General features: G+C 42.2%; 23 protein-coding genes. 12 read left to right on the top strand and 11 right to left on the bottom strand.

Annotated features, from left to right (window positions below; translation table 11 throughout):
• Positions 1-6: 6 nt before the first annotated feature.
• Positions 7-354, bottom strand: coding sequence for a VOC family protein (locus C2M32_RS20165; RefSeq protein ID WP_105170086.1), 348 nt, complete (start codon positions 352-354; stop codon positions 7-9).
• Between the two features lie 223 nt (positions 355-577).
• Between C2M32_RS20165 and C2M32_RS20170 the strand changes: the two genes are divergently transcribed.
• Positions 578-1,765, top strand: coding sequence for a cellulase family glycosylhydrolase (locus C2M32_RS20170; protein WP_105170087.1), 1,188 nt, complete (start codon positions 578-580; stop codon positions 1,763-1,765).
• Between the two features lie 58 nt (positions 1,766-1,823).
• Here the strand turns inward: C2M32_RS20170 and C2M32_RS20175 are convergent, their stop codons facing one another.
• The 4 genes from C2M32_RS20175 to C2M32_RS20190 form a co-directional block, all read right to left on the bottom strand.
• The gene (locus tag C2M32_RS20175; RefSeq protein ID WP_105170088.1) at positions 1,824-2,231 is read right to left on the bottom strand and encodes a phosphate ABC transporter substrate-binding protein; all 408 of its coding nucleotides are present in this window, start codon (positions 2,229-2,231) and stop codon (positions 1,824-1,826) included.
• 10 nt (positions 2,232-2,241) lie between these two features.
• Positions 2,242-3,435, bottom strand: coding sequence for a porin (locus tag C2M32_RS20180; RefSeq protein ID WP_105170089.1), 1,194 nt, complete (start codon positions 3,433-3,435; stop codon positions 2,242-2,244).
• Between the two features lie 224 nt (positions 3,436-3,659).
• Entirely contained in the window at positions 3,660-6,176 is a 2,517-nt protein-coding gene (locus C2M32_RS20185; protein WP_105170090.1) for an ABC transporter permease, read from the bottom strand.
• Positions 6,166-6,879, bottom strand: a complete 714-nt coding sequence (locus tag C2M32_RS20190; RefSeq protein ID WP_105170091.1) for an ABC transporter ATP-binding protein — start codon at positions 6,877-6,879, stop codon at positions 6,166-6,168. The genes C2M32_RS20185 and C2M32_RS20190 overlap by 11 nt, the downstream gene beginning before the upstream one ends.
• On the opposite strand from C2M32_RS20190, the gene C2M32_RS20195 reads away from it, so the two are divergent.
• Positions 6,878-7,504 (top strand): arylesterase, encoded by a 627-nt coding sequence (locus C2M32_RS20195; protein WP_105170092.1) that lies wholly within the window; start codon positions 6,878-6,880, stop codon positions 7,502-7,504. The genes C2M32_RS20190 and C2M32_RS20195 overlap by 2 nt on opposite strands.
• Before the next feature lie 102 nt (positions 7,505-7,606).
• On the opposite strand, the gene C2M32_RS20680 is transcribed toward C2M32_RS20195, so the two are convergent.
• Both C2M32_RS20680 and C2M32_RS20200 read right to left on the bottom strand, forming a co-directional pair.
• On the bottom strand, positions 7,607-7,780 hold the full coding sequence (locus C2M32_RS20680; RefSeq protein ID WP_199886196.1) for a hypothetical protein: 174 nt from the start codon (positions 7,778-7,780) through the stop codon (positions 7,607-7,609).
• Positions 7,781-8,119: 339 nt separating this feature from the next.
• Positions 8,120-8,629, bottom strand: coding sequence for a DUF2141 domain-containing protein (locus C2M32_RS20200; RefSeq protein WP_105170093.1), 510 nt, complete (start codon positions 8,627-8,629; stop codon positions 8,120-8,122).
• Positions 8,630-8,772: 143 nt separating this feature from the next.
• Here C2M32_RS20200 and C2M32_RS20205 point away from each other — a divergent pair, with 143 nt between their 5' ends.
• From C2M32_RS20205 to C2M32_RS20215, 3 genes are all read left to right on the top strand, one after another.
• Positions 8,773-9,048, top strand: coding sequence for a SelT/SelW/SelH family protein (locus C2M32_RS20205; protein ID WP_105170094.1), 276 nt, complete (start codon positions 8,773-8,775; stop codon positions 9,046-9,048).
• A 200-nt stretch (positions 9,049-9,248) separates the two neighbouring features.
• On the top strand, positions 9,249-9,737 hold the full coding sequence (locus tag C2M32_RS20210) for a winged helix-turn-helix domain-containing protein (protein WP_105170095.1): 489 nt from the start codon (positions 9,249-9,251) through the stop codon (positions 9,735-9,737).
• 47 nt (positions 9,738-9,784) lie between these two features.
• Positions 9,785-10,324: an isochorismatase family protein gene (locus tag C2M32_RS20215; protein ID WP_105170096.1), complete on the top strand. Its 540-nt coding sequence runs from the start codon at positions 9,785-9,787 to the stop codon at positions 10,322-10,324.
• A gap of 14 nt (positions 10,325-10,338) precedes the next feature.
• On the opposite strand, the gene C2M32_RS20220 is transcribed toward C2M32_RS20215, so the two are convergent.
• Positions 10,339-10,632, bottom strand: coding sequence for a nuclear transport factor 2 family protein (locus tag C2M32_RS20220; RefSeq protein ID WP_199886197.1), 294 nt, complete (start codon positions 10,630-10,632; stop codon positions 10,339-10,341).
• Positions 10,633-10,780: 148 nt separating this feature from the next.
• The gene (locus C2M32_RS20225) at positions 10,781-11,593 is read right to left on the bottom strand and encodes a substrate-binding periplasmic protein (protein WP_105170097.1); all 813 of its coding nucleotides are present in this window, start codon (positions 11,591-11,593) and stop codon (positions 10,781-10,783) included.
• A 282-nt stretch (positions 11,594-11,875) separates the two neighbouring features.
• Here C2M32_RS20225 and C2M32_RS20230 point away from each other — a divergent pair, with 282 nt between their 5' ends.
• Positions 11,876-12,994, top strand: coding sequence for a porin (locus C2M32_RS20230; protein ID WP_234401369.1), 1,119 nt, complete (start codon positions 11,876-11,878; stop codon positions 12,992-12,994).
• 176 nt (positions 12,995-13,170) lie between these two features.
• On the top strand, positions 13,171-14,517 hold the full coding sequence (locus C2M32_RS20235; RefSeq protein WP_105170099.1) for a GGDEF domain-containing protein: 1,347 nt from the start codon (positions 13,171-13,173) through the stop codon (positions 14,515-14,517).
• A gap of 73 nt (positions 14,518-14,590) precedes the next feature.
• On the opposite strand, the gene C2M32_RS20240 is transcribed toward C2M32_RS20235, so the two are convergent.
• Entirely contained in the window at positions 14,591-15,181 is a 591-nt protein-coding gene (locus C2M32_RS20240; protein WP_158678295.1) for a porin family protein, read from the bottom strand.
• A gap of 242 nt (positions 15,182-15,423) precedes the next feature.
• Between C2M32_RS20240 and C2M32_RS20245 the strand changes: the two genes are divergently transcribed.
• Positions 15,424-15,804, top strand: a complete 381-nt coding sequence (locus C2M32_RS20245; RefSeq protein WP_105170101.1) for a hypothetical protein — start codon at positions 15,424-15,426, stop codon at positions 15,802-15,804.
• Between the two features lie 21 nt (positions 15,805-15,825).
• Here C2M32_RS20245 and C2M32_RS20685 read toward each other — a convergent pair whose 3' ends face one another.
• Positions 15,826-16,002: a hypothetical protein gene (locus tag C2M32_RS20685; protein ID WP_234401370.1), complete on the bottom strand. Its 177-nt coding sequence runs from the start codon at positions 16,000-16,002 to the stop codon at positions 15,826-15,828.
• A 287-nt stretch (positions 16,003-16,289) separates the two neighbouring features.
• Between C2M32_RS20685 and C2M32_RS20255 the strand changes: the two genes are divergently transcribed.
• The 4 genes from C2M32_RS20255 (at position 16,290) to C2M32_RS20270 (ending at position 24,039) form a co-directional block, all read left to right on the top strand.
• On the top strand, positions 16,290-17,402 hold the full coding sequence (locus C2M32_RS20255; protein WP_234401371.1) for a response regulator: 1,113 nt from the start codon (positions 16,290-16,292) through the stop codon (positions 17,400-17,402).
• 93 nt (positions 17,403-17,495) lie between these two features.
• Positions 17,496-18,542 carry an HD domain-containing phosphohydrolase gene (locus C2M32_RS20260; RefSeq protein ID WP_105170158.1) on the top strand — a complete coding sequence of 349 codons (1,047 nt, stop codon included), beginning with the start codon at positions 17,496-17,498 and terminating at the stop codon, positions 18,540-18,542.
• A gap of 65 nt (positions 18,543-18,607) precedes the next feature.
• A complete protein-coding gene (locus tag C2M32_RS20265) occupies positions 18,608-21,292 on the top strand; it encodes an ATP-binding protein (RefSeq protein WP_105170102.1) in 2,685 nt (894 codons plus the stop codon).
• Between the two features lie 71 nt (positions 21,293-21,363).
• Positions 21,364-24,039, top strand: a complete 2,676-nt coding sequence (locus C2M32_RS20270; RefSeq protein ID WP_105170103.1) for a PAS domain S-box protein — start codon at positions 21,364-21,366, stop codon at positions 24,037-24,039.
• Positions 24,040-24,045: the final 6 nt, after the last annotated feature.

The raw sequence follows: 24,045 nt of genomic DNA on the forward strand, positions 1-24,045 counted from the left end.
AAAATGTTAGCTGTCTGACCACACGGCTAACTCGTTACCACTGGGTTCAATAAAGTGGAATCTGCGACCACCTGGAAAACTGAAAATATCTTTGCTGATAGAGCCGCCTTCTTGTTGCACGCGCTCCAATGTTTGTTCAAGTTGATTACTATAAATCACCACCAAGGCACTGCCGCTGCTGGTACTTGCCGACAGCTCAGCTCGATAAAAGCCACCGTCTAGTCCTGAATTACTAAATGCAATGTAATCAGGTCCATAATTTTCAAACTGCCATCCAAAAGTGCGACTAAAAAACAGCTCCGTCGCTGCTAAATCGTGGGCCGCAAACTCTACATAATTAATATGATGCTGCATATTCCTCTCCTTGATTAGACATATTTTGAGCGGACAAAGATACTAAAAATAAAACCTTCTCCTTATCACCCTAGATGCGTTCATGATAATGATTTAATTCAACACGTTAGCATAACTTATGGAAAATAACTTACCGTTTCATTAGACCAAAGTATATTGGTTAAAAATGGTACAACAACGTACCTTTTAAGGCGATACAACATGTTAACAATTGGAGATCGTAATGATCAAGAAGATACTTAGTTTCAGCACATTTTTATTTTTATCGCTATTTAACTCATATGGTTATGCCAATAACTGTATAGGCGTCAACGAATACCCAAACTGGACTCGAACTAATTGGGCGGGTGTTTACGACCATGCTCAAGGCGGCGACAAAATGCATCACCAAGGCATACTTTATCGCGCAAAATGGTGGACTAGCTCAACACCGGGCAGTAACAGTGCTTGGGAAACACTCGGAGCATGCGAAACCCTTCCCCCTGTTAGTGAAGGTCCTTTCAGCCGCCATGGAAAACTGAGTGTCTGTGGCACCAAGTTATGTGACAAAAATAATAACCCTGTACAACTTAAAGGAATGAGTAGTCATGGCCTGCAATGGTATGGCTTGAATAAATGCTTAACGCAAAACTCATTACAGGTGCTTGCTGAGGATTGGCAAGCAGACATCATTCGTTTGAGCCTTTACGTCCAAGAAGGTGGGTATGAAACTAACCCTAGTGCATTTACCAATCAGGTGAATGAATTGATTGCCATGGCCAGTGATTTAGATATGTATGTGTTAGTTGATTGGCACCAACTTGACCCAGGAGACCCTAACTTTAATCTAGCCAAAGCCAAACAGTTTTTTAGCGACGTCGTTACTGCAAACAAAACCAGAGACAATGTGATTTATGATATCGCCAACGAGCCCAATGGCGTCAATTGGCAGCGCATTTATGACTACGCCGTTGAATTGATCCCCGTGATCCGTGATATAGACTCTGACGCTGTGGTGCTTGTTGGAACTCATGGCTGGTCGACCTTTGGGGCTTCCGATGGCGGCTCATTCAACGATGTGGTACTACAGCCATTACCGTTTAACAACATCATGTACACCTTCCACTTTTATGCTGCGTCACACCTTGATTATCATCGTCGTATGTTGGATCAAGCTTCAGATGTTTTACCGGTATTTGTGACCGAGTGGGGCACTCAAGACTACAAAGGTGAAGGTAATAATGACTTCGACAGTGCTCAAGCCTATCTTGATCTCATGGCCAGTAAGCATATTAGTTGGACGAACTGGAACTATTCTGATGATTGGCGTTCTGGTGCGGTGTTTAAAGTAGGCTCATGCGCAAAAGGGCTGTTTGGTGATGAGCAGCTAAAACCTGCGGGTGTGTGGCTTAAAGCCCAGATCAAGCAATGACACTTGACTCTTAACCTCACAGGCTAGCAGCTACAACCTGCTAGCCTGTATCAGACAACTAAAATTTACCAATAACTTTCACTGCCCCTGTGACTTTACCACTGTCGACGTACCCAATGGCATCGGTATTTCCGGCAACGAAGTCAAGCACCGCTTGTTCACTATCCAGTCCTTCAGGTGGGGTGCCTTTGCCCGTAAAAATTAATTTTGACCAATAGGCTTTATATTGACTGCTCGATTTACCAAGCACATTACTGGTAAATTCGTCGACCACGTTTCCACTGTTCAAACCAACCGCTTGGACCTTGGTCCCATCACCGAATGACTTAGTTTTACCCAAGTAGATTTTAGCAATGCTGTCTTTATCAAGCGCATTACCATTACTAGGGTGCACAATAACAGAAACCTCAGCGGCACAATGAGCGCTTGCAGCCAGCAAGATACAAGTTGCAATAGTATTTTTCATATTTGCCTCCCTAGAACACCAAGTCAACCGCAACAGCGATCACATCATTATCTTGATTTATCACGTCATTATCCAAGCGACTCCAATCAATCTTAAATGCTGCCGATGGATGAAAGTCGTAACGTGCGCCGATGGTCATCGTGTTGGTATTGACACGAGTCGCATTCAAAGCCCCATTCATAAGATCTCGGATCAACGGTGCATTTGGGTTACTTGGATCGGTCGACACCGGAACCACAGAACCATTTGCAAGTGTTATTGTCGTTGGCACCTGATTAAAACGGCTACTAGGGTGCTTGTCATCATTCTCTTCGTAGGTAACATGAAATGTCCAATCTTCGAGTCGATAGCCTGCTGAAATATAATACTGCGATTGTTCAGGCAACAAACTATTGTCCACTTCGATTTCCGTATATTCACCATCTAGTAGGAAGTTGTTGTAATCAATCGCAAAACCCAGACCTAAAAACGAGCCATCGTCTTTGTCTATCACCAACTGACTGAGCTGTTCTTGTAAGCCGTAATTTTGTAATGCCCCTGACAAGCCAACCAGTGGCGCAGAGTTATTCAAACTGATACTCGTCTCAGCAACCACATAGGACGCTCGTAATGTGAGCCAGTCGCGAGACATGGTCCAATTAAAGCCAGTAATATCATTGAGGGTAGAGTCATCGCTGTCTGTAATAGCACTGGCCTTACCTTCATAACGTCCATATACAAATTGCAACGATGAATCCCACTGACCTAACTGGGAAGTATAAAGCAAGCTCATGCCCGTTGGCGTGGTTGATGCAAAGCTATAAACCGATGTGGGTGGACGTACCCAGCGATACGCATAGCCGACTTCTATGAAGTCAGAGTATCTGAACAGGGGCAATCGCATTTTCCCAGCGCTCAGACGCAAGTGTTCATTAATATCATATGATATATAAGCCCATTCGAATCCCGCATCGTAATCTTCATTGCCACGAGCCACAATTTGCGCTGTGGCGCTAATTCCGTTGCCTAAATCGGACGAAACTTGCAGGGCAAACATGCTCTCGTTGCTAAATGAGATCTCGTCTTCGTAACCGAATACGCTCATGTTATCGTCGGTGGTAGACCCAGCAACAATGGACGCAAAACCATTGATGCGCAGATCTGCGCCGTACGCGGCACCGTTGATGGCACAGCATAAAGCTACAGCTATTAATCGTTTTTTCATAGTGTCATCCCAATTGATAATGTTTTAAACATCAATATCTTCTTGAGTATAGAAGCGAATTTTTCTTTTTCCTTAATTTGCCCAGCTAAATCCGCTTAAAAACGACTATTTTTTAATATGTTATCAAAACAGGTATACGCTACAACTTAGCTTTATATACGAAAAAGCCTTCACTGGTGTGAAGGCTTTGTTTTGTAGCTATACCGCTACTGTTATGTGAAGCGTTAAGCTATTTTTCGCAGTAATCCTTGGGTGTTTTGTCGCATTGTTTTGGCAACCATAAAATAGCCAATAACTGACACAAATCCCGCACCACTAAGCGGCCCCAACAGCCAAACATATGGGTGCATTTTTCCACTGACATCAAATAGCTGCTGTTGTATCACTAACAGCGCAACGTCACTCACTAAAGCCGCGACAAGTCCAGCAATGGCACCTAAGAGCAAAAATTCATACAAAGTCGCCAATTTGATCAATCTACCTTTCGCACCCAAAGTACGCAGAATAACCACTTCTTGCATTCGCTCCGCAAGGCTCGCCTGAACTTGAGAAACAAGCACCAACGCGCCACTTATCAATACAATTGCCAGCACAAAGCCAATCGCCAAAGAGACTTGAGCGATGATCGATTGAGCTTGTTCAAGACGGCTTTTTATATCAATCATGCTAATCGTCGGATATTGCTGCAGCATACCACTGATAGCTTTAGTGTGCTGTTCTTCAAGCTTCGCCGCACTGAAATAGGTAACAGGTAATTGACCTGCCATATTTGGGCTTAAGATCATCACAAAGTTTGGTTTAAGTGTTCCCCAATCCACACTTCTAAAACTGGTAACCACCGCCTCAAACCGCTGTTCATCAACAAGAAAACCAATCGTATCGCCAAGCTCTAAATCCAACTGCTCCTTCCAACCTTCAAATACCGACACTTCGATGCGGCCATCCGATGCATCGCTGTTAAACCATTCACCTTCAGTGATTTCATTACCTTGAGGTAACTGTGATAGCCAAGTTAAATTCGGTTCGCGATTGACCCCACGGCGCTCATTTTCATCTTTTTGTTCTTGCTCCCCTTCTTGGCGAGACACCCGGCGCTCCAATTCTTCACCATTAATCGAGTTTACCCGCGCATTGAACACTGGGTAAAAGTCTTCATGGGTAATGTTATGTTGCTCGAAAAATGAGGTAAGCGGTTGGACTTCATCCTCAGCTATATTGATCAGAAACATGTTTGGGGCATCCTCAGGAACTTGCATTTGCCAGTCTGAGATCATGTCATTTTTAAGTACCACCAAAAACAGCATTAGCTTAATCGCCAACGCAAAGCTTATCAGTTGTACCGCGTTAGCATTCGCGCGTTTTTGCAATGTTGCAATTGCTAAAGACCAACTAGAGCCGGGGCTTAGTCCCAACTTTCTGCCCGCACTAAAAATGAGTCGCGAAAGACCAAACAACACCGCGATAACCAGTAATGTCGAGCCGAACAAGATTAATGTGGTGACTAGCTGCGCACTAAACATCCACATCAGCAGAAAAATCGTCAATAAAGACAACCCAACATGCATGCGACTTAACGTCAATTGCTCACCAAGATTACGCCGCAATACTCGCAAAGGTGGGATATCGAACAAATCTAGTAACGGCTTGAGCGAGAACATCAAGGCACAAACAATGCCGATGAAAATAGACATAAGCCAAGGTCTGACACCTGCAGCTGGCAACTCGGCATCCATAAATTTAGCGAGATAATCAGCGCCAATATGTTGCAAACCAAAGCCAATTAAGAGGCCAACCATAATAGAAAATCCTGTTACCAAACTTAAATGGAGTAGGAAAATATTGCGGATAACCGAGCGACTTCCGCCCAGTGTTTTCATCATAGCGACAGGATCGTACTGGCGTTCACAGTAGCGTTTAGCCGACACTGCCATTGCTACAGCTGCCAGCATGATACCAAATAAGCCAGCTAACAATAAAAACCGCTCAGCACGCATCAAGTTGTCACCTAACGGCGACTGTCTATCCTTGATTCCTTGCCATGACTGATTCGCCTTGAGTTGCGGCTTTAGCCATGCATAAAACTCTGCTAACTGTTGCTCCTCACCGGCAAACAGCAAACGGTGGAACACGCGACTGCCAGGTTGAACAGCCTTAGTAGCTGCAATATCCTCATAATTGAGTAACACTCTGCGGTTCCCCGCTAATGAGAAAAATGGCGCATCAGGTTCATTAACCAATACTTTACTAACAATAAAATTGCCTGCCCCCAACTCAACGCTATCGCCTACTTGTAGGCCTAAACTGTAGAATAAACCTTCACTCAACCACAACTGCCCAGCCTGCGGTGCACCACGTATTTCATACGGTTGTCCTACCAAGCTATCTTTTAATGTTACCTCGCCACGTAGAGGATATGCGTCAGACACCGCTTTTACCGAGCCAAGTACCAGCTCATCGTTGGCAAACAACATCGAATCAAAATACAGCATCTTTGCTGTTCGCAACCCAAACTCTTCACCTTTTTCTAAAATCTCGGGGCTAAGGGCATGATTACTTGATAAGCGACGGTCCGCAGCGATGAAATCGCTGGTTTTTTGCTCTATGTTTAAACCGATACGCTCAGTAACCGAAGACAGACTGAATACCGTAAGCACAGCCAGTGCGATGGCTGCGAAAATAATTGATAGTTCGCCTCGGCGAAACTCTCGCGAGAATAGTTTTAATGCTAATTTAACCCACATTGACAGCCTCTCCTTCACGGATAGTTTCTAATTTCCCCCCCTCGATATGAATGATACGGTCACATTGATGAGCAAGCTGTTCATCATGCGTCACAAGTACCAAAGTTGTGCCATGTTGTTTGTTCAGATCAAACAATAGCTTTTCTATCATATGCCCGTTTTTGCTGTCTAAATTTGCAGAGGGTTCATCCGCGAATAAAATTTTAGGAGTGCCAATAAACGCACGAGCAATCGCAACTCGCTGTTGTTCACCACCCGATAGCTGAGAAGGATAATGCTCCAACCGATGCGATAGTCCCACTTTTTCAAGTAGTTCAATGGCTTGTTGTTTCGCATTCTTATCACCAGCAAGCTCCGCTGGTAGCATCACATTTTCCAATGCAGTTAGACTTTGCACCAACATAAAAGACTGAAATACGAAACCAACTTTCTCAGCCCGTAATTGGGCTCGTTGCTCTTCATTCATCTGGCCTAATTGCTCAGCATCCAAGCTGATCTCCCCTTGTGTAGCAACGTCTAATCCTGCCAGCAAGCTCAGTAACGTTGATTTACCAGAACCTGAAGCACCAACAATCGCGACTGACTCCCCCGACTTGACAGAAAAATTGATATCACTGAGGATAGTGAGCTCGCCCTCTAAGGTGTTTACACGCTTAGTAAGCCCCGAGACATTAATGATATTTAACTGAGAAAATACTGACATGACACGTTTCTTCCTAAAGTTCTTAGTAATTTCCTTGCTGACTCTGCAACCGTTTAGCAGCTTCGCAAAAGATAAAATTATGATTATTGGTGATAGCTTAAGCGCAGGCTACGGACTCGAACAAGCACAAGCTTGGGTTAATTTGTTACAAAATAAATACGTTGCAGAACAAAAACCGATCGAAATAATCAATACTGCCATAAGCGGACAAACAACAGACAACGCTTTACTTAAGATTGATGGATGGTTAGCGGCACACCAGCCAAGCCATGTGCTCATAGAACTAGGCGGTAATGATGGTATTCGCGGCTTTCCGATTAAGTTGCTACAAAAGCATCTTACCGAGCTGGTTACTAAAAGCCAACGTTTCGGCGCGCACGTCGCACTAATGGAAATTCAGATCCCGCCTAATTTAGGGCCAAGATACACGAAGATGTTTACCGACAGCTACAGCAAAGTAGCAAACAGCACCGAAGCATACTTGATGCCTTATTTTATGGTGCCAATAGCTGTTAAGCCAGATCTTATGCAGGATGACAACTTACATCCGAATGCAAAAGCACAGCCCATTATCAGGGATTTTATGGACGAGGAGATCTCGACTTGGCTAAAACACACCAAGTAATTAGGAAGGAAAGGAAGAAGACGTTTATAGGTGTCTAGCTCTGGTCGCTATCAACTGGCCGTAGCCGTTTTAGTCCGATAGAGCCGACACCACTCAGTAAGGTTAAGCTGACGTGTTAGTCAGCCATTTAATAAAGCTTCTCGCGTCACTTGGCGAGGCAAAACGGGTGTTTCTCATTCCCATTTTATCTGCAAAGATAACATTGCTTTTATTTACTGAGATTGACAGCACAGGCTGTGCAACTTGGATCACAGATCCATTATATTCATATGACATAGAAAACTCACAAATTTATGTCGAAAAACCGACAAATTAATTAAATAAGCTTCACTACAGTGTTGACGATATTCCCATCGATTAGTGCCTTAAAAGGCTCGGTCCAGCCACGAGGATATTCTGGCTAAGTGGTCGCCGTACAATAATTCAGCTTTTGATTTTTTAATGCTGGCTTACTGGATCAGGGTAAGAAAGGACATTATAAACTGACCATTCGCATAGATAGCGATGGTCCAAGAGACGAAATTTACCACCGAACCCAAATAAAAAGCAAGCAATTGTTGTAATTTTTTTCAAACCGCAACTTTATTGCTCGCCATCCTACCGCAAGAACCAGATTTATAAACCTGTCACCTTAGACAGATGCGTTCCCAAAACTAAGTCAACTTGACTACTTGGCGCTGCGAGCTCCACCAGTGCGTCATCAAAGTCGCCCTTGCTAAAATGATCATAGATATTATTGGATAACGCATACGGCTCACTCGGCATACCTAAAAAAGGGAAAATCATTCTATCGAGTTCGCCATCAGCATCTTTATCATGAACCACATTAATAGCGTATCGACCCGCGGGAACGTTTTCAAAAACAACGACAGTATTCGGAGCAACTGGAGCCACTACTTTTTTACGAAAGTACTGTGCGTTAGGGTCATTAATGTTTAAATCGGCGTGATAATCCGCACTATTGTCGTGGATCATTACCAACAGCTGCCCTTCATCGCTTTTTACATTGCTGATGTTTACAATCAGCCGAGTAGCATCGCCAGCGATAGAGTTTACGCTTTGTTTACTAGTTGATTGGCAGCCACTCAACGTAATGACAGCTAGAATCATCAATATATTTCTCATGTTTATCTCCTTATATTTGAGTGATTAAATTAACAGTTCTATGCCTTGATAAATATGATAGAGACAAGGTATTTTTGTAAAAAAATGTAGTGTTCATCGCATGTTTTAACGCACCGAAAACTGATATTGATAAGGCATTTAGAATGACTAAACCTCGTATTACTATACATTACTGTGTACTTTGCCAGTGGTTATTACGCAGTGGCTGGCTTGCTCAAGAGTTGCTTTCAACATTTTCTGACGAACTACAAGAAGTCGCGATTGCTCCTGCTTCAAAAGGAGTGTTCCAGATTTTTTATAATCAGGAACTGATCTGGTGTAGAGTGCAAGATGGAGGCTTTCCTGAGGCCAAAATATTAAAGCGTAGAGTCAGAGATAAGTTAGATCCATCTAGAAACTTGGGTCATATTGATAATTAGACCATTAAATCAAACTCATTTTGATTGATTATTAATCAACATTTGGTTAATTTAAATAAGACCTTTTAAACTGGGTATTAATAACATAAGGTTTACTTTAACAAATAACAGGCATTCGCTGTTGTTTTGCAATGTTTTCGATATGCTGTTATAAAATATATAAAACAGGTACATCCATACAAACTGGATCAATAACAAAAATGAAATTCCGTTTTAGCCATTTTGAATTTGACTGCGAAGCTTTAATTTTAACCAACAATGGTAAAGTATTCTCGCTAAATGAAAAACCTGCCAAATTACTGGCTTTACTGCTTACGAATGCTGAGCACATTCACAGCAAAGATGAAATATTAGAAGCCGTTTGGCCTGGACGCGAGGTAACTAACCAAGTCGTTTTCCAAAGCATTGGGCACCTCAGAGCACTGTTTGGTGATGATGCGATTAAAACCTTTTCTCGCAAAGGCTACCAATGGCAACTACCTTTGAGTGAAGTCACTGACGATGAAGTCAAACATGAAGCGCCACCGATAGCAGAAACTTCGAACCAGACACAAAGCGATGCCAGTAGCAGTAATTCACCTGAGCCCGTACCTGTAGATGATATTGCCACCGGCACATCAAAACCGGCATGGCCTTTGGCTGCTGCGACTTTACTTGGGTTACTCGCTGGTGCATATTTTTTTGTGTGACTGTTGTAGAGACGTCATATCCCATACTCAAGAGATAGCAAAGTAGCATGCTTAAAGATTCAGACTGTGGACTCATTGTTGTTGATGTACAAGGTAAACTAGCTAGAATCGTTGATAACAGCGAGCAGATTTTGCTCCACACCAGTGCTCTGATACAAGGGTGTCAAGCGCTAGGTCTGCCGATTATCTGGCTAGAACAAACGCCTGACAAGTTAGGCCACACTGTACCTGAGTTGGCAAAGCTACTTTGTACTGAGCGAGCGATTACAAAAACAACATTTAGTGGCTTAAAAAATCAAGAAGCTAAAGAAAAACTAGCCAATGAGAATAAACGTCATTGGCTTATTTGTGGCATTGAAGCACACATTTGTGTCTACCAAACAGCAATGAGTTTGCTGGACGGTGGTTTAGAGGTAATTTTGATAACGGATGCAATTGCTTCTCGAAACGCAGAGCACAAGCAACTAGCCATACAAAAGCTCGCGCACTGCGGTGCGCAACTCAGTAATGTAGAAATGGTTTTATATGAATTACTTGCCGATGCTCAACACCCAAAGTTCAAAACAATATTGCAATTGATCAAATAGCCTCGCGTATGTGTTCAAGTAGCCAGTTGCTTGTTAAACACCTTAAAAATTCCTCTCGTAATGAAACCGTCTACTACGGTGTAAATACATAGCATTTCGACACTTCCCAAACCTTCTGCAAAGTTACGGGTGATTTTTTCATGATCGATAACCACATTATCATGGACCGTTCTATTTATTAGCTCGGCTTTGAGATCTGGCTCTTGAAAGCGCTCGGCAATAGCAGCCTGAATTGCCTTTCTGCCTGACGCGATAGTCGTACATCGGTAGTTTGTTGTACCGCATTGATAGAATATGTGTTGGCCCACGCCTGCGCATCTTTTTGGTTATACGCATTGAGCTGCCTATCAATAACCGCAACAACTGTGTCATTCATGATTTTTTCCATGTTCAGAATTGTAGAAAATAGTATCGCTTGATTCACTTTAATACTTTTTTAGTTGGCAGGAAACATGTTTATTGCTCGCCAATTTCAATTGCCTGACTTGCTAAAACTGTTTGTAGTGCTTCATTCATTTTTTCAATAAAATCATGTTTGTAAGGATACTTGTCCAGCGCATCTTTAATATAACCAATGTGCGCAGTACGCCTTAAAATAACACGATCTTCCATGATGTTGTTCAAGTCTAACTCTGGATGTATGCGCTTTAGATTTCTTAATCCCAATAACGTAGAAAGCCTATCGTTAACGTAACAATCAATACGCTTTTTAGCCAGCTTCATCACATTTGAAAATGTGTCTTTGTTTTCCCAAAGTCTGATCTTATTTTGTTGGTGAGCTTGCCTTAGGGCATCGTCTAAAATCATATAACCTGCATTTAATCCAACATTAATGGGGTGCGCGGTTGTGTCTTCTGAATCTATATTTTTGAGGGAAAAACCTTGGTTACAAAATGCAACCACAACTTCCTCTAATAGCGGCACCGAGTAAGGCCAAATAAACGGCCTACGCTTGATATGCTTATACGGTGGCATCAACGCAAAGGCTTCACCATTTTGTAATGCTGCAACGCCTCTTTTCCAAGGCACAGGATGAAGCTCAACCAAATACTTATCGTCAATCAGTCGTGCGGCCTGTTTTACTAAATCAACATAAATCCCCGTTAATTCCCCATTACTAAAATAAGTATAAGGAGGGTAACTTTCATCCACTAAAATCGTGACACGATATTGCGGATTTGCATCACTTTCACATGCTAAAAATACACATAGAATCAGCAGTATGAACCCAGCAAATGATGATGAATTATTCTGATGTCCTGAAATCATAAATATCTTCTAGGTTTTGCTGCTGGCATATCGCACATGCAGCATTGCCTATATGTTACCCCAACGCATAAGTCTCATTAAAACTATAGCTCATACATTTGGGCTGTGTTTAGGAGCACGCTAGTTCATCAATGAGTAGTAATGAAATGATGACAAGAATGACGAAAAAGACAGCTTTGAATAGCGAGCCATTGGCTATAATTCACCCATTAGCAATGAAGTTTGGACACTGTAATGCGATTCACTTTACTTTATTCGTTGTCCAGTTTTTTGGGAGTTTCTTTGATTATTAGCCCGCCTCTGCTTGCCACTGAACGCACCGTAACTTGGGCTGATATTGAAGCACTGGAATCCCAACTAGCAGAACTAAAAGCTCTGTTTTTAAAACAAAACCCGAACGTGCTCAACGCTAAAACCGTGCAGTCCCACCTGCCCAGTGAAACCGAGCTAACGACGCAGGGGAAGCACACTCAAGTAGATGTCTATGCAACGATAAGACCAACGTTAGGTATGATTAATGAGCAACCTCATAGCTATTGGGATGTGGGAGATGCGCTGTCTCATGCAGGGTTTAAGGTCGCTCAGGAATTTGCCCATGGCTGGACCGCCCAGCTTCATGGGGAGTGGAGCATTGACTTGGCAAATGAAGGCGATTTTGGCAAATCGAGACAAACTTACACGGCACTGACGACCCCATTTGGCCGTATTGGAATAGGTAAGCAAAGACCGCCTCAGTATCTTTTTATTGCCGAGTATGTGGATATTTTTAATCACGCTAGTAGCCCTTTTGCATATGACCCACAAAGTATTTTCTTTGTTGATAACTTAATAACCTATCGCTTAGACGTTAAACCTTTCACCTTCATTGCTGCTGGGCAATACGCCGGGGCAAGCCATGACAAGCAAACTGATTTGATTAATATCGGGCTCAGCTATGATACGAAGACGTTCCATGCGGCCCTGACCTATCAGCAAAACGATATATTTGTAGCTGAGAATTACTTAGGTGAAAACAGGATCTGGGCAGCATCCTTAGCCTATCAATTTAACAAACGCTTTTATGCAGCTATGTCCTATCAAGCAAAGGACTACCGTCGCAGCGCTTTCGCTGACACACATAAAGGACATACCTTTGATTTGTCTCTAGCGTACCAGTTGGCCCCAGAATACAAAATTAAAACTGGAGTGTTCGAATTTGATGACGCGAATATGGGGAGTCTGGACAGTCATACAAAAAGCCAAAGTTTTGATGGCTTTAACCTCACATTGGAGTGGCTACCCATTGCACCTCTGAGAGTTCATTTGGAGTATTTAAATAAATCTTATTTTTATCAAACGGATATAGAGTCGATATCAGTCGGGTTGCGGTATGATTTTAAACAACGTTGGCGATTCGACTAAACTTGCAATTATTATCTTCCAACACTTTACTTACTACTGCTGTGTCATAGATATCCCTTACACAGAACAGAATTAACGATTAAACACTCATCTTTATTGTGAGCCTATATATCAGGTGCCCAATGACGACGTTCGCAACGCCACAATACGCCAACCGAAGTACTAAAAATTGATATTTGGTTGCCTATGTACAAAAGATCACTCGGCCACTTGGTCTGGTAGGCGCCTTATTTGGCTTTGTGGTACTCGCTGGCTATGGGTTTGAAATGGAAGCTTTATATCGACCATTTACCAGTGGCCCAGCGACCCACCCTGTTACCGCCTTATGTGTACTCTTAGTTGCTATTATGCTCACATTGACCAATAAGGCTAAACAAATACCCAACCTGATTGTCTTACCATCGATTGTCTTAATGCTGACCATGTTAAGAATACTAGACATACTTATGGGTTCGTCGGTGCTTATTAATCTAACCCCATTCGCCCATATCGTTGAAGCCGAGTTGTTAGCCGGTAAAAGTAACAACATGGGTATGAATTCCAGCGCCATGCTATTGGGGCTGGCACTTAGCCAAATACTTTACAATCAACATTACAAACTTATGTCGCAAAGTTTAGCGTTTATATCACTGGCTATACCTATGGTGTCTTTGACTGGCTATGCCTATGACATCGACAATTTTTACGGGCAGATGTCTATTTTAACCACAACCATAGGTGTTGCTTTGGCTACCGCCTGTATAACAACCACAGCAGATTGTGGTGCGCTTAGAGCTATCTTAAGCCCCTACATTGGAGGAAAAATCGCCCGACTGCAAACCACTGTAGGTTATTTGTTTCCAACCTTTATGGGCTACCTTATGGTTAAAAGCCTCAGTCGAAGTGAGAGTGACTTATTTGGCGTGTTTGTTATCGCTATCTGTTGGCTGATTATTATCTTAGTGGCCGCTTCCGTTATTTTACACGAGCGCAGCGACCATAATCGTAGAGTTGCAGAGTACCAGCTAGCTCTCACTGCGATGACAGAGCCACTTACAGGTTTGGCAAATCGACGCAGATTCAATCAGGTTGCAGCGCAAACATTGACGGATATTGAAGGCACCAACCAAACCATGTGGCTGTTCATTATCAATCTCGACTCTTTCAAAAAAGTTAATGATATTGGCGGACATGATATAGGAGATAGAGTGTTGGTCGAAGTTGCCAAAGTGATTCAGCATTCGGTTCGAGAAGGAGATTTCGTGAGCCGCATCGGTGGTGAAGAATTTGCGGTTATCTTAAAGAATTTAGACCCCCAAACCGCGCATACCATCGCACATAGCATACGACAAAACATCGAGAATATGTTTATCGAATATTGGAGCGAACAGCATGGTCCTATCACAGCTTCAATAGGGTGTAGTTCAAGTTTGGGTCAAAACAACATCAAACACATTCATAAAGTTGCTGATATGGCGCTGCATCAGGCCAAAAATAATGGTCGTAATCAGGTGGTATTCCTGCCACTGGTAAGTGATGTTTAATATGAATATAGAATATGTTGGCTGGCCAATAAGTTAATCTATTTGCCAGCCAACACTCATTCAATCGGTACTGTTAGAAGCGATACGCAAAACCTACCGTTGTACTCTTCCACTTCTGGTCATACGCGATAGCAACGTCAAAGTCAGGTAAGATTTGATGGTCTACAAATACTGTGAAGTTGTCATTCAGTTGATATTCAACTCCAATACCATAACTCAATCCTCCTCGAGTCCAGCTACTTTCGTGGTGATATTCCAGTACTACGTTACCTAATTCGTTCGTTTGGATGCCTTTACTTTCAAACTCAATTTTGGAGCGCGTGTATCCAGCTAAACCATAGACATTCAGCCCATCAGCAATTGGGTAAGTTAGTTTTAACAAAAGTGAACTTTGCAGATCCATATCTTCCTTATAAGAACGCGAGAAATCAGTCGCTGTAGTCCTCGCTAACACCCCCGATGTCCCCGTTGCAAATCGCCCCTCAAAAGCAACGTACTTATTTAGTTGATAACCCAACACAATCCCCGCAGTGTTAAAATCATTGCCCGGAGCATCAATATCTTGTTGGTTATACAGAGCACCGACGTAAACATCACTTGCCATTGCATTTTGAGTAAAAGCCGCTCCAAGCATAATCATGGCTGCAGGTAATAACGCTTTCATTTTTAGTCCTTTCATAAAATTCTGAGTAATAATTCAATTTTGTTAGAAGTGCTAACAATCGAGTGAGAAATTAACTTATATTTCAGTAAATTAATGTTCCTATATTGTAAAAATTTGTTCGGGTTATGGGGTCTACGATGCGCCGCTTTGGATAATACGTATTTCACCTATCATAAAGTTGCGAATTAATGCGATTGCCCCTAAAGTGGACAAGCGCATTGGTATCACTAAGGAAGGACTGTATGAATACGCTCATTTTCATCGCTGGTGTGATGGGTCTGATCACGTTTTGTATCCATGTATTTGCAGGGCAAATCGACCCAGTTAGACCTTTTCTAAACTCTAATCTTGCCGACATTCCCAAAGCCACTTTGCTAGCATGTTGGCATATGGTCTCCCTTACCCTGTTACTCAGTAGTTTATCTTTGAGCTACATTGGCTGGTACAACTTATCTACGTACAACGCTGTCGTCATGGCTATGTCTATCAGCTATATGTTGTTCGCAACCGTATTTATTGTGGTCGGTTGGTATTTTTTCTCTGCCAAGGTGTTTGTAAAATTACCCCAGTGGGTACTGTTGCTACCTATTGGTTTGCTCAGCTTGGCAGGGGTGCATCTATAATGGATGTGTCTATTGGCTGGATTAAAACTGAACTTTAAACGTGGCTCCTCCAAATTGAATTGCTAATGCAGGCACAAGAATCGTTTCATTGCCTATCTCGATATAACCCTGATACTGATCTATCACGGCAATGCCTACGCCCCAGCTTAAGTCGTTATTGCTCGTGTTCAACTGTGCTACAGCAGTTGAACACGCCAATGCTAATGTCGATCAAAATAACCCTCTAAACATCTCTAATTTCCTTTTTCCATTGCAGTTGATTAAGCAAAACATGTGCTCAACGATTTGTGTTATGGCTAATCTAGGTGCTCAAGCTTTCTACAAACTTACAGATTGCAAAAATTCTCTTAGGTAAGCTGTGCAAATTGAATAACAAGGACTGAGGTATAAACATCGGCAAGTTACAAAGCTAATTATTTGCGAGGCTTCTGTTCTTTAGCTATTTTTTAAGCACTGCCTTATAAATAAAGAACTAAGGAAAACATGTGAAGATATTGTCTATCGATGATAACCCACAAAATAGAGTGGTGTTAGAAAAAGCGTTGAGTAAACAATACGATATTGTCTCTTCCGATGGTTCTGAAGCTATTATTCCATTACTGGAAGAACACAAGCCCGATGTCGTATTAATGGACATCATGCTAGGACAACCGTTCACTGGCTATGACCTAGTAAAGGAGCTGAGACAGGCACCTGATTTTGAAGAATGTGAAGTGATTTTTATCTCCGCTTTAACCTCAAGCGAAGATAAGCTCGCTGCATATGGCAGCGGAGGCGATGACTACATTGCAAAACCTGTCGACTTTAAAGAGCTAAGAGAAAAACTCAAACGGGTTGAACTGCGTATCGAGGAACGAAACACACTCAAAGAACAATATGAAATGGCTTCAACAACAGCCTTCACCTCAATGCAGCAAGCCAGTGAGCTGGGTGAGCTGGTCACCTTCTTCACGGAGAACTTGGAAGTCACCGATGTAAAGATCTTATTTAACAATATTAAGCGCTTTTTTAGTAATTCAGGCGTCAACTGCTGTGTTGAATTTAGGGTTGCCGGTGAGTTCCATCAATTCCCAGAGCTTAGTATCACCGATCTTGAAAGGGAGATTCTGGAATTAGGTCGTAAGGCAAAACGCATCGTGCCATTTGGCTCCAACATGCTATTCAATTCTCCGCAGTGTTCTATGCTGGTTAAGGGGCTTCGTGTAAACGATGAAGATGTCATAGGCCGTATTCGTGACAACTTTGCCATTCTACTGACCATTGTAGATAGCCGTATCGACTTTATTGAAGGGCAAGTAGAAAAAAACAATATTCGTAAAAAAGCACTGAACAACCTCAAAAGCCAGCTCATGGATGACTTCGGCACCATTAAAAATCTGTGTGAAAGTCAGGATAATAAAATCGTCACACTAGTTAACGACCTATCTCAAGCAATTCGATTAAAAATCATTACGTTAGGCCTAGATGAAGATCAAGAGTCAGAGCTCATGAGTTTGGTCGACGAAACCAAGGATATTGTTGAAGAAACGTTGGGATTATCGTTTGTGATTGAAGACAAGCTATTCAATATCACCGAGCGGTTAAAAGCGGTTGAATAGGTCAACAATCTTGCTTATTGGTGCGACATCGAAACGGAACAATTTCGAGCGCGTCTCTATCATTACAATCAGGTTTAAGACACAGTGAAAGACATGAGAAACAACTCTATCATTCTTGCAATAGATGATAACCCGACCAATCTAAAATTATTGCACCGGTTACTCAGTGCTAAGGGGTATAAGCATGTCCACTTGCTGTCTGACTCCCGAGAGGCACTCGCCACGTATCAAACGCTGGAACCGGATCTGATCTTACTGGATATCAACATGCCATATATGGATGGTTTTGAGGTCATGGACACACTGTTTTCTTTGCAAGAGCCACTGATGGCACCCATTATCATTATTTCTGCGCAGCAAGGTTCAGAGACAACTTTGGCCGCTTTGGAGAAAGGGGCAAGAGATTACATCACCAAACCATTTGAAAAAAATGAGCTGTTAATGCGAGTACAGAACCTGCTAGATGCACATTTAGCGCATAAATTACTCAATAATCAGGCTCAAGTACTCGAACAAATGGTGGAACACCGAACACGAGAATTGAACGATACTCGTCTGAGCGTCGTACAACGTTTAGGTATGGCCGCTGAATATAAAGATGAAGAAACTGGTAATCATATTTTGCGTATGAGTCATATATGCCAATTGCTTGCTCAAAAGATGGGGTTATCACCAAGAATATGTGAGTTGATCTTACATGCCAGCCCCATGCATGACATCGGTAAAATTGGCATACCAGACTCCGTCCTTTTAAAGCCGGGCAAGTTAGATGCACATGAATGGGAAGTCATGAAAACCCATGCTCAAATAGGTGGGCATCTATTGGATAATGATGATTCTGAACTGATGATCATGGCCAGAAACATCGCGCTAACTCACCACGAAAAGTGGGATGGTACGGGCTATCCAAATGGCTTAAAACAGCAGGACATACCTATAGAGGGCCGCATCGCCGCCGTTGCGGATGTGTTTGATGCTTTAACATCGCAAAGACCATATAAAAAAGCTTGGAGTATTGATGAAGCCATCCACTATATTAAAACTCACAGCGGCCACCATTTTGACCCTATGGTGGTTGATGTGTTCATCGCCCACATTGATGATGTCATGATAATTAAGAATCAATTTCAAGATGATTAACAAAGCGCACATAGATACAGCGGTACAATCACACGCTTTTGCAACAAGACAGGGGTAACATAAATATGTATCCAGTACAGAGCTTACTCCACAAATTCATGCTGTTAAAAAAGCGTATTCACCAAGAAGGATTGGACCCGAGCAAGTTGCTAGACACCATTAATAAGGTGAGCAATCTGATCAATGAAATGTGTAACAGCCAACGTGGCAGTGCAATTTACCCAGAGTCTTTACTTAGCGCAGTATTCATCAACCAACTCCAAGCCTACCAAGCCAACCCCAACGCAGAATTAGCCAAATCCATCGTTCGTAGTATTGACGACTTTTCCTATATTTTGTCGCAAAATCACATGTTTTCAAAGAGTATGCGTGTCGAAATGATGCAAGGTGACACGCAAGAATATGCTGAAAAAGTCGTTATTGTTGACGACTGTCCGCAAGAAAGTGAGAAGCTGATTAATGTTTTACACACTGCCGGATTTGGTGTTGCCGCCGTCAAGAGCATTGAGGAACTGGAGTCATTCCTACATACACATCATGATTATGATTCATCCTGCATAATCATTTTGAAATGGAATCAACAACCTAATGAACAACTGCTTTACCTGAACATAACCAAAATCAAAAAAATGTTGCCTCACGATGCATCATTAATATTAATGTCTTCAACCATTGACATCCAATTACGACTGAAAATGCTTCGTGCGGGCGTAGACAGATATATTCAACTACCAAGCCATGAAGTTTATATTGCCAATATGCTCAGTACGCTTACCGAGAATAGCAAAACCGAACCTTATCGGGTTTTGATCATTGATGACAATGCTTCGTCATTGAGTCTGCACAGTACAATTTTACAAGGCCAAGGCTTTGAGACAATCGAGTTTGAGAAGCCTTTAGAAGTGTTTGAACACTTGGATAAAATCAAGCCCGATGTGATCATACTTGATTTTCATATGCCCGATATTATGGGCCCTGAGATGGCTACCCTGCTGCGTGAGCAACCCGAGTTAATTAGTGTGCCTATCGTATTTTTGTCGGCAGATTCTGACTACTCATCTCAACTCTACGCGCTCAAAACCGGTGCTGATGACTTTTTGAAAAAGCCTGTTGACCATGACCATTTTTGTGGCGCTATTTCAGTACGTGCGCGCCGCTATCGACTAAAAATGGCGCTCAAGCAAAACCTGCAAAGAGAAGTTTATGAAAGAGACAAGGAACACCTTGCAATTAACTCTCACGCAATTGTCAGTATCACCGATAGCAATGGCAATATAATCTATGTTAACGACTACTTCTGTCGGATCAGTGGCTACAGCAAAGAAGAGTTGTTGGGCAAAAACCACCGTGTGATCAAATCAGACGTACATGACAAGGAGTTCTATCGCGACATATGGCAAACCATTTCCCGCGGTCAGGTCTGGAAAGGAGATATCTGCAACCAGAAAAAAAATGGTGGCTTGTATTGGGTCCATTCAACCATAACACCGATGCTTGATAAAGATGGGCACCCTTATCAGTACATCTCGATACGCACCGACATCACGACCAATAAGATGCTACAAGAAGCCCTAAAAGCAATGGTGATTAGCACATCAACGACCATGGGCGCTGAATTTTTTGAGCAAACCACCGTTGGCTTAACACTGGCTACAGGGGCAACAACGGCTTTCATTTCAGTCCCTTCAACAAAACCAAATACGATGAAAACGTTATCGTTATTCCATAACGGTGAGCATCAAAACGAATACGAATATGCACTTAAAGGCACACCTTGTGAGCAAGTGGCTAAACACGGGCTATGTTTCTACGAAGAGAATGTTTATAAGCGCTTTCCCGAAGATCATTGGTTGAAAGAAAATGAAATTGAAGCATATATTGCTGTACCACTGACCTCCAGTGAGGGACACAGACTTGGTCATGTGGGTTTGATGAGCAATCAAAAATTATACAACGCCGAGTACACAAAATCACTGCTGACCGTGTTTGCTGACCGTGTTTCGCTTGAGCTACTACGGCTACAAAATGAAGAAAAACTGGTTAGAGCAAAAGAGGAAGCAGATAGAGCCAACCGCGCCAAATCTGAATTTCTATCAAACATGAGTCATGAATTGCGCACACCGTTAAATGCCATCCTTGGATTTGGCCAGCTTCTTGAATCTTCAGAAGAGTTATCTAAGAGTGATGCTGATGATTTAGATGAGATCCTAAAAGCCAGTAGGCATTTGTTAAATCTAATTAACGAAATTCTAGACCTGTCTAAAGTAGAAGCAGGTAAGTTTAATGTCAACAATAAAGCCACCGATGTGTCTCAGGTCATAAAAGAGTGTACTAAATTAATTGAAGCCGATTGTACCAAGCGAGGCTTAACCCTGCGCGTTGAGAACAACATATCAATTGACGCAATTTGTGATGCCCTTAGGCTCAAACAAGTGCTATTAAATGTGCTTTCAAATGCTGTTAAGTACAATAAAAAAGAGGGTGAAGTTCGGGTCACCACACATGAAGACAGTCATTTTTGCTCCATTTCCATATCCGATACTGGCATTGGTATTAGCGAACAGGACTTAGAAAAAATTTATGAGCCCTTTAATCGGATAGGCGCAGAAAATTCAGAAACAGAAGGCACTGGCATAGGTTTAACGCTCACTAAAAAATTAGTACACCTAATGAACGGAGAGCTATTAGTACAAAGTGAGCCTGATGTCGGAAGCACTTTTACCATTAGATTATTGAAAGAAAATAACTAACAAACAACGATGATGTATTGGGCTGGATGACTCAATGGTGACAAAAAGCATTCTATGAGGTATTGCAAAAGATGAAGGCTGTACGAACAATCCCCTACACCTATGTGGTAGTTTTACTCATTACTTTGTGTTTTAGCGCACTTTATTTGATAGCCAAGGAGCAAGCGGCTGAAAATCAAGCGGCTGTGTCAGAGGAGTTAACCCAAACACATCTAAACAGTAAGCTGAGCTTGCTGTCGGCTATTGCACGAACCATGGAGCCAAAATCAGCATTTATACTGTGGAAAAATAACCTTGAAGAACACCTAAAGCCCATAACTTCAGGCTATCTTATTGCTGTTAACGATCAACGTGTCATTGATAGCACTGAACCCGACGCAATAGATTTACCAACCGCGCAAATCATTAACAATGATACGCTAGTCTCCGCCGCGCTTACTTCAACAATGCCAGTCTTTGCCAAAGAAAAGAACGCTCTGTTTGGCCTTACTAAAGTATGCAGTGGAGCGTTGGCAGTCGAGACACAATGTTATCTATATGCGTTAACACAGCGTATCGATATAAAACCACAGCATAGTGTGACACTACGAGTAATGTGGATACTGATCGCCTTAATACTGGCGGTATCAATCATTGCCTATCTCAAACTGCGTATACGAGGCCTGAAAGAAGCAATATTAAGTTTTCCAGATCCTCGCTCGCTCAATGAGTTAAAAGGCGATGAATTCTCGATAATTGAACAAGGGATCTCTTCTATCGAAGCCCAAAGTAACGCAGACAGCGTGCAGTTGGAATCAGAATTAAACCAAAAAGACCAACTGTCAGTACAACTACAGTCACAGTATTCACGCTTGTCAGCTATCATAAACACCGTGATAGATGGCGTGATCACCATAGACAAGCACGGTATTGTCGAAACTTTTAATCCAGCGGCGGAGCGGATCTTTGGTTATCGAGCCAACGAAGTCATTGGCAATAATGTGAAAATGTTAATGCCCACCCCCTATCAAGATGAACATGATGATTACATTACCAATTACTTAGATACAGGTAACGCAAAAGTCATTGGCTCAGGACGTGAAGTACTTGGTCAAAAAGCAGATGGGGCACTGTTTCCACTTGAACTGTCAGTCAGTGAAATGAATGTTGACGGTGAGCGCATGTTTACTGGTATTGTCAGGGATATTTCTGAGATAGCAGAACATAAATCTCTGTTGAGCGACCAAGTGTCTCGAATTCAAGCAATTATAGAAACCGTGATAGACGGTATTATCACCATTGATGAAAATGGCATTGTCGATAGTTTTAACCCTGCGGCAGAGAAGATATTTGGCTATTCAGAGCAGGAAGTCATCGGACAGAATATAAAAATGCTGATGCCTGATCCTTATCAACAAGAGCATGACAGCTACCTGTCTAACTATAAGCGCAGTGGTATAAAGAAAGTCATAGGTTCGGGACGAGAAGTGCTCGGGCAGCGAAAAGATGGCTCAGTATTTCCGCTATCCTTGTCAATCAGTGAAATGAATGTGGACAATAGAAAAATGTTTACCGGCATTGTCCGTGACATTACCGAGCAGAAAAAATATGAAACTGCACTGAGCCAATACCGTTCCGATTTAGAGGAACAAGTCAAGCGACGCACGGCTGAGTTTGAAATGGCTTCAAAGCAAGCTCAGGCAGCCAGCTCCGCCAAATCTAAGTTTTTATCTAGAATGAGTCATGAACTGAGAACACCACTTAATGCCATTATCGGATTCACACAAATTCTTCAAGACGAAACACTAACACCTGCTCAACAAGATAGCTTGACTGAAATTTCTAAGGCAGGGAAAGATCTGATGGCAATGGTGAATGAAATCCTACAAATAGCGACTATTCAAACAGGTAACTTGGCAATGAGCAAAGAAGAGGTCTTGGTTAATGAGAATATTCAAGAAGCTATTAACCAGTTGATGCCTCAAGCACAAAGTAAGAACCTCACCATTACCTTTGAACAAGCAACCCAAGCATTTGTAAGCGCTGACTACACCAAACTAAAACAAGTTATTAGCAACATTCTAGATAACGCGATTAATTTCAGTCATGAAGGAGGAAATATAAACCTTTCTTTGTACACGATTGATGAGCAAGCGCATGTGAGAATTCAAGACTTTGGCGTAGGTATGTCTGAAGATAAACTAGCCAGCATCTTTGAGCCATTTGAGCGCGGTCCAGACGCTTATTCCGGCGAAGAAGGTATTGGGATAGGCTTAACGATTGCGAACGAGTTTATACAAGCTATGGATGGGGCTATCTCAGTCGAAAGTACCGAAGGGAGAGGCACTAAATTCACAGTTGTCTTACCATTATTACGCGAAGCCGACGACACGTCCTCACAAACCTGCTCAATACTTTATATCGAAGATAATGTAACCAACAGGAAATTGATGAAACGACTCATCAATCGATTTGATGACATTGAATATTTTGAGGCCGTGGACGGAGCAAGTGGAATTGATGCCGCTAAGCGCATTATACCAAGAGTGATTCTTTTGGATATAAATTTGCCAGATATGTCTGGATACGATGTTTTTAACCTATTGAAGAATAATGATAAAACAAAAAACATTCCCGTTGTTGCCGTTTCCGCTAACGCCATGACAGCAGATAAAGAGCAGGCAGCCGAACTTGGATTTACAGATTATATAACTAAGCCTATTGAAGTAGGTGAGCTTAAATCAATACTTGAGACTTTGCTAAACTAGTTTGGG

This window comes from Pseudoalteromonas sp. T1lg23B (genome assembly GCF_002964665.1).
Taxonomy (GTDB): Bacteria; Pseudomonadota; Gammaproteobacteria; order Enterobacterales; family Alteromonadaceae; genus Pseudoalteromonas.

What these genes read in the sequence shown, in the direction of transcription:
- C2M32_RS20165 (WP_105170086.1), bottom strand. Translation starts at nt 354, where the DNA reads ATGCAGCATCATATTAATTATGTAGAGTTTGCGGCCCACGATTTAGCA.
- C2M32_RS20170 (WP_105170087.1), top strand. Translation starts at nt 578, where the DNA reads ATGATCAAGAAGATACTTAGTTTCAGCACATTTTTATTTTTATCGCTA.
- C2M32_RS20175 (WP_105170088.1), bottom strand. Translation starts at nt 2,231, where the DNA reads ATGAAAAATACTATTGCAACTTGTATCTTGCTGGCTGCAAGCGCTCAT.
- C2M32_RS20180 (WP_105170089.1), bottom strand. Translation starts at nt 3,435, where the DNA reads ATGAAAAAACGATTAATAGCTGTAGCTTTATGCTGTGCCATCAACGGT.
- C2M32_RS20185 (WP_105170090.1), bottom strand. Translation starts at nt 6,176, where the DNA reads ATGTGGGTTAAATTAGCATTAAAACTATTCTCGCGAGAGTTTCGCCGA.
- C2M32_RS20195 (WP_105170092.1), top strand. Translation starts at nt 6,878, where the DNA reads ATGACACGTTTCTTCCTAAAGTTCTTAGTAATTTCCTTGCTGACTCTG.
- C2M32_RS20190 (WP_105170091.1), bottom strand. Translation starts at nt 6,879, where the DNA reads ATGTCAGTATTTTCTCAGTTAAATATCATTAATGTCTCGGGGCTTACT.
- C2M32_RS20680 (WP_199886196.1), bottom strand. Translation starts at nt 7,780, where the DNA reads ATGTCATATGAATATAATGGATCTGTGATCCAAGTTGCACAGCCTGTG.
- C2M32_RS20200 (WP_105170093.1), bottom strand. Translation starts at nt 8,629, where the DNA reads ATGAGAAATATATTGATGATTCTAGCTGTCATTACGTTGAGTGGCTGC.
- C2M32_RS20205 (WP_105170094.1), top strand. Translation starts at nt 8,773, where the DNA reads ATGACTAAACCTCGTATTACTATACATTACTGTGTACTTTGCCAGTGG.
- C2M32_RS20210 (WP_105170095.1), top strand. Translation starts at nt 9,249, where the DNA reads ATGAAATTCCGTTTTAGCCATTTTGAATTTGACTGCGAAGCTTTAATT.
- C2M32_RS20215 (WP_105170096.1), top strand. Translation starts at nt 9,785, where the DNA reads ATGCTTAAAGATTCAGACTGTGGACTCATTGTTGTTGATGTACAAGGT.
- C2M32_RS20225 (WP_105170097.1), bottom strand. Translation starts at nt 11,593, where the DNA reads ATGATTTCAGGACATCAGAATAATTCATCATCATTTGCTGGGTTCATA.
- C2M32_RS20240 (WP_158678295.1), bottom strand. Translation starts at nt 15,181, where the DNA reads ATGAAAGCGTTATTACCTGCAGCCATGATTATGCTTGGAGCGGCTTTT.
- C2M32_RS20245 (WP_105170101.1), top strand. Translation starts at nt 15,424, where the DNA reads ATGAATACGCTCATTTTCATCGCTGGTGTGATGGGTCTGATCACGTTT.
- C2M32_RS20260 (WP_105170158.1), top strand. Translation starts at nt 17,496, where the DNA reads ATGAGAAACAACTCTATCATTCTTGCAATAGATGATAACCCGACCAAT.
- C2M32_RS20265 (WP_105170102.1), top strand. Translation starts at nt 18,608, where the DNA reads ATGTATCCAGTACAGAGCTTACTCCACAAATTCATGCTGTTAAAAAAG.
- C2M32_RS20270 (WP_105170103.1), top strand. Translation starts at nt 21,364, where the DNA reads ATGAAGGCTGTACGAACAATCCCCTACACCTATGTGGTAGTTTTACTC.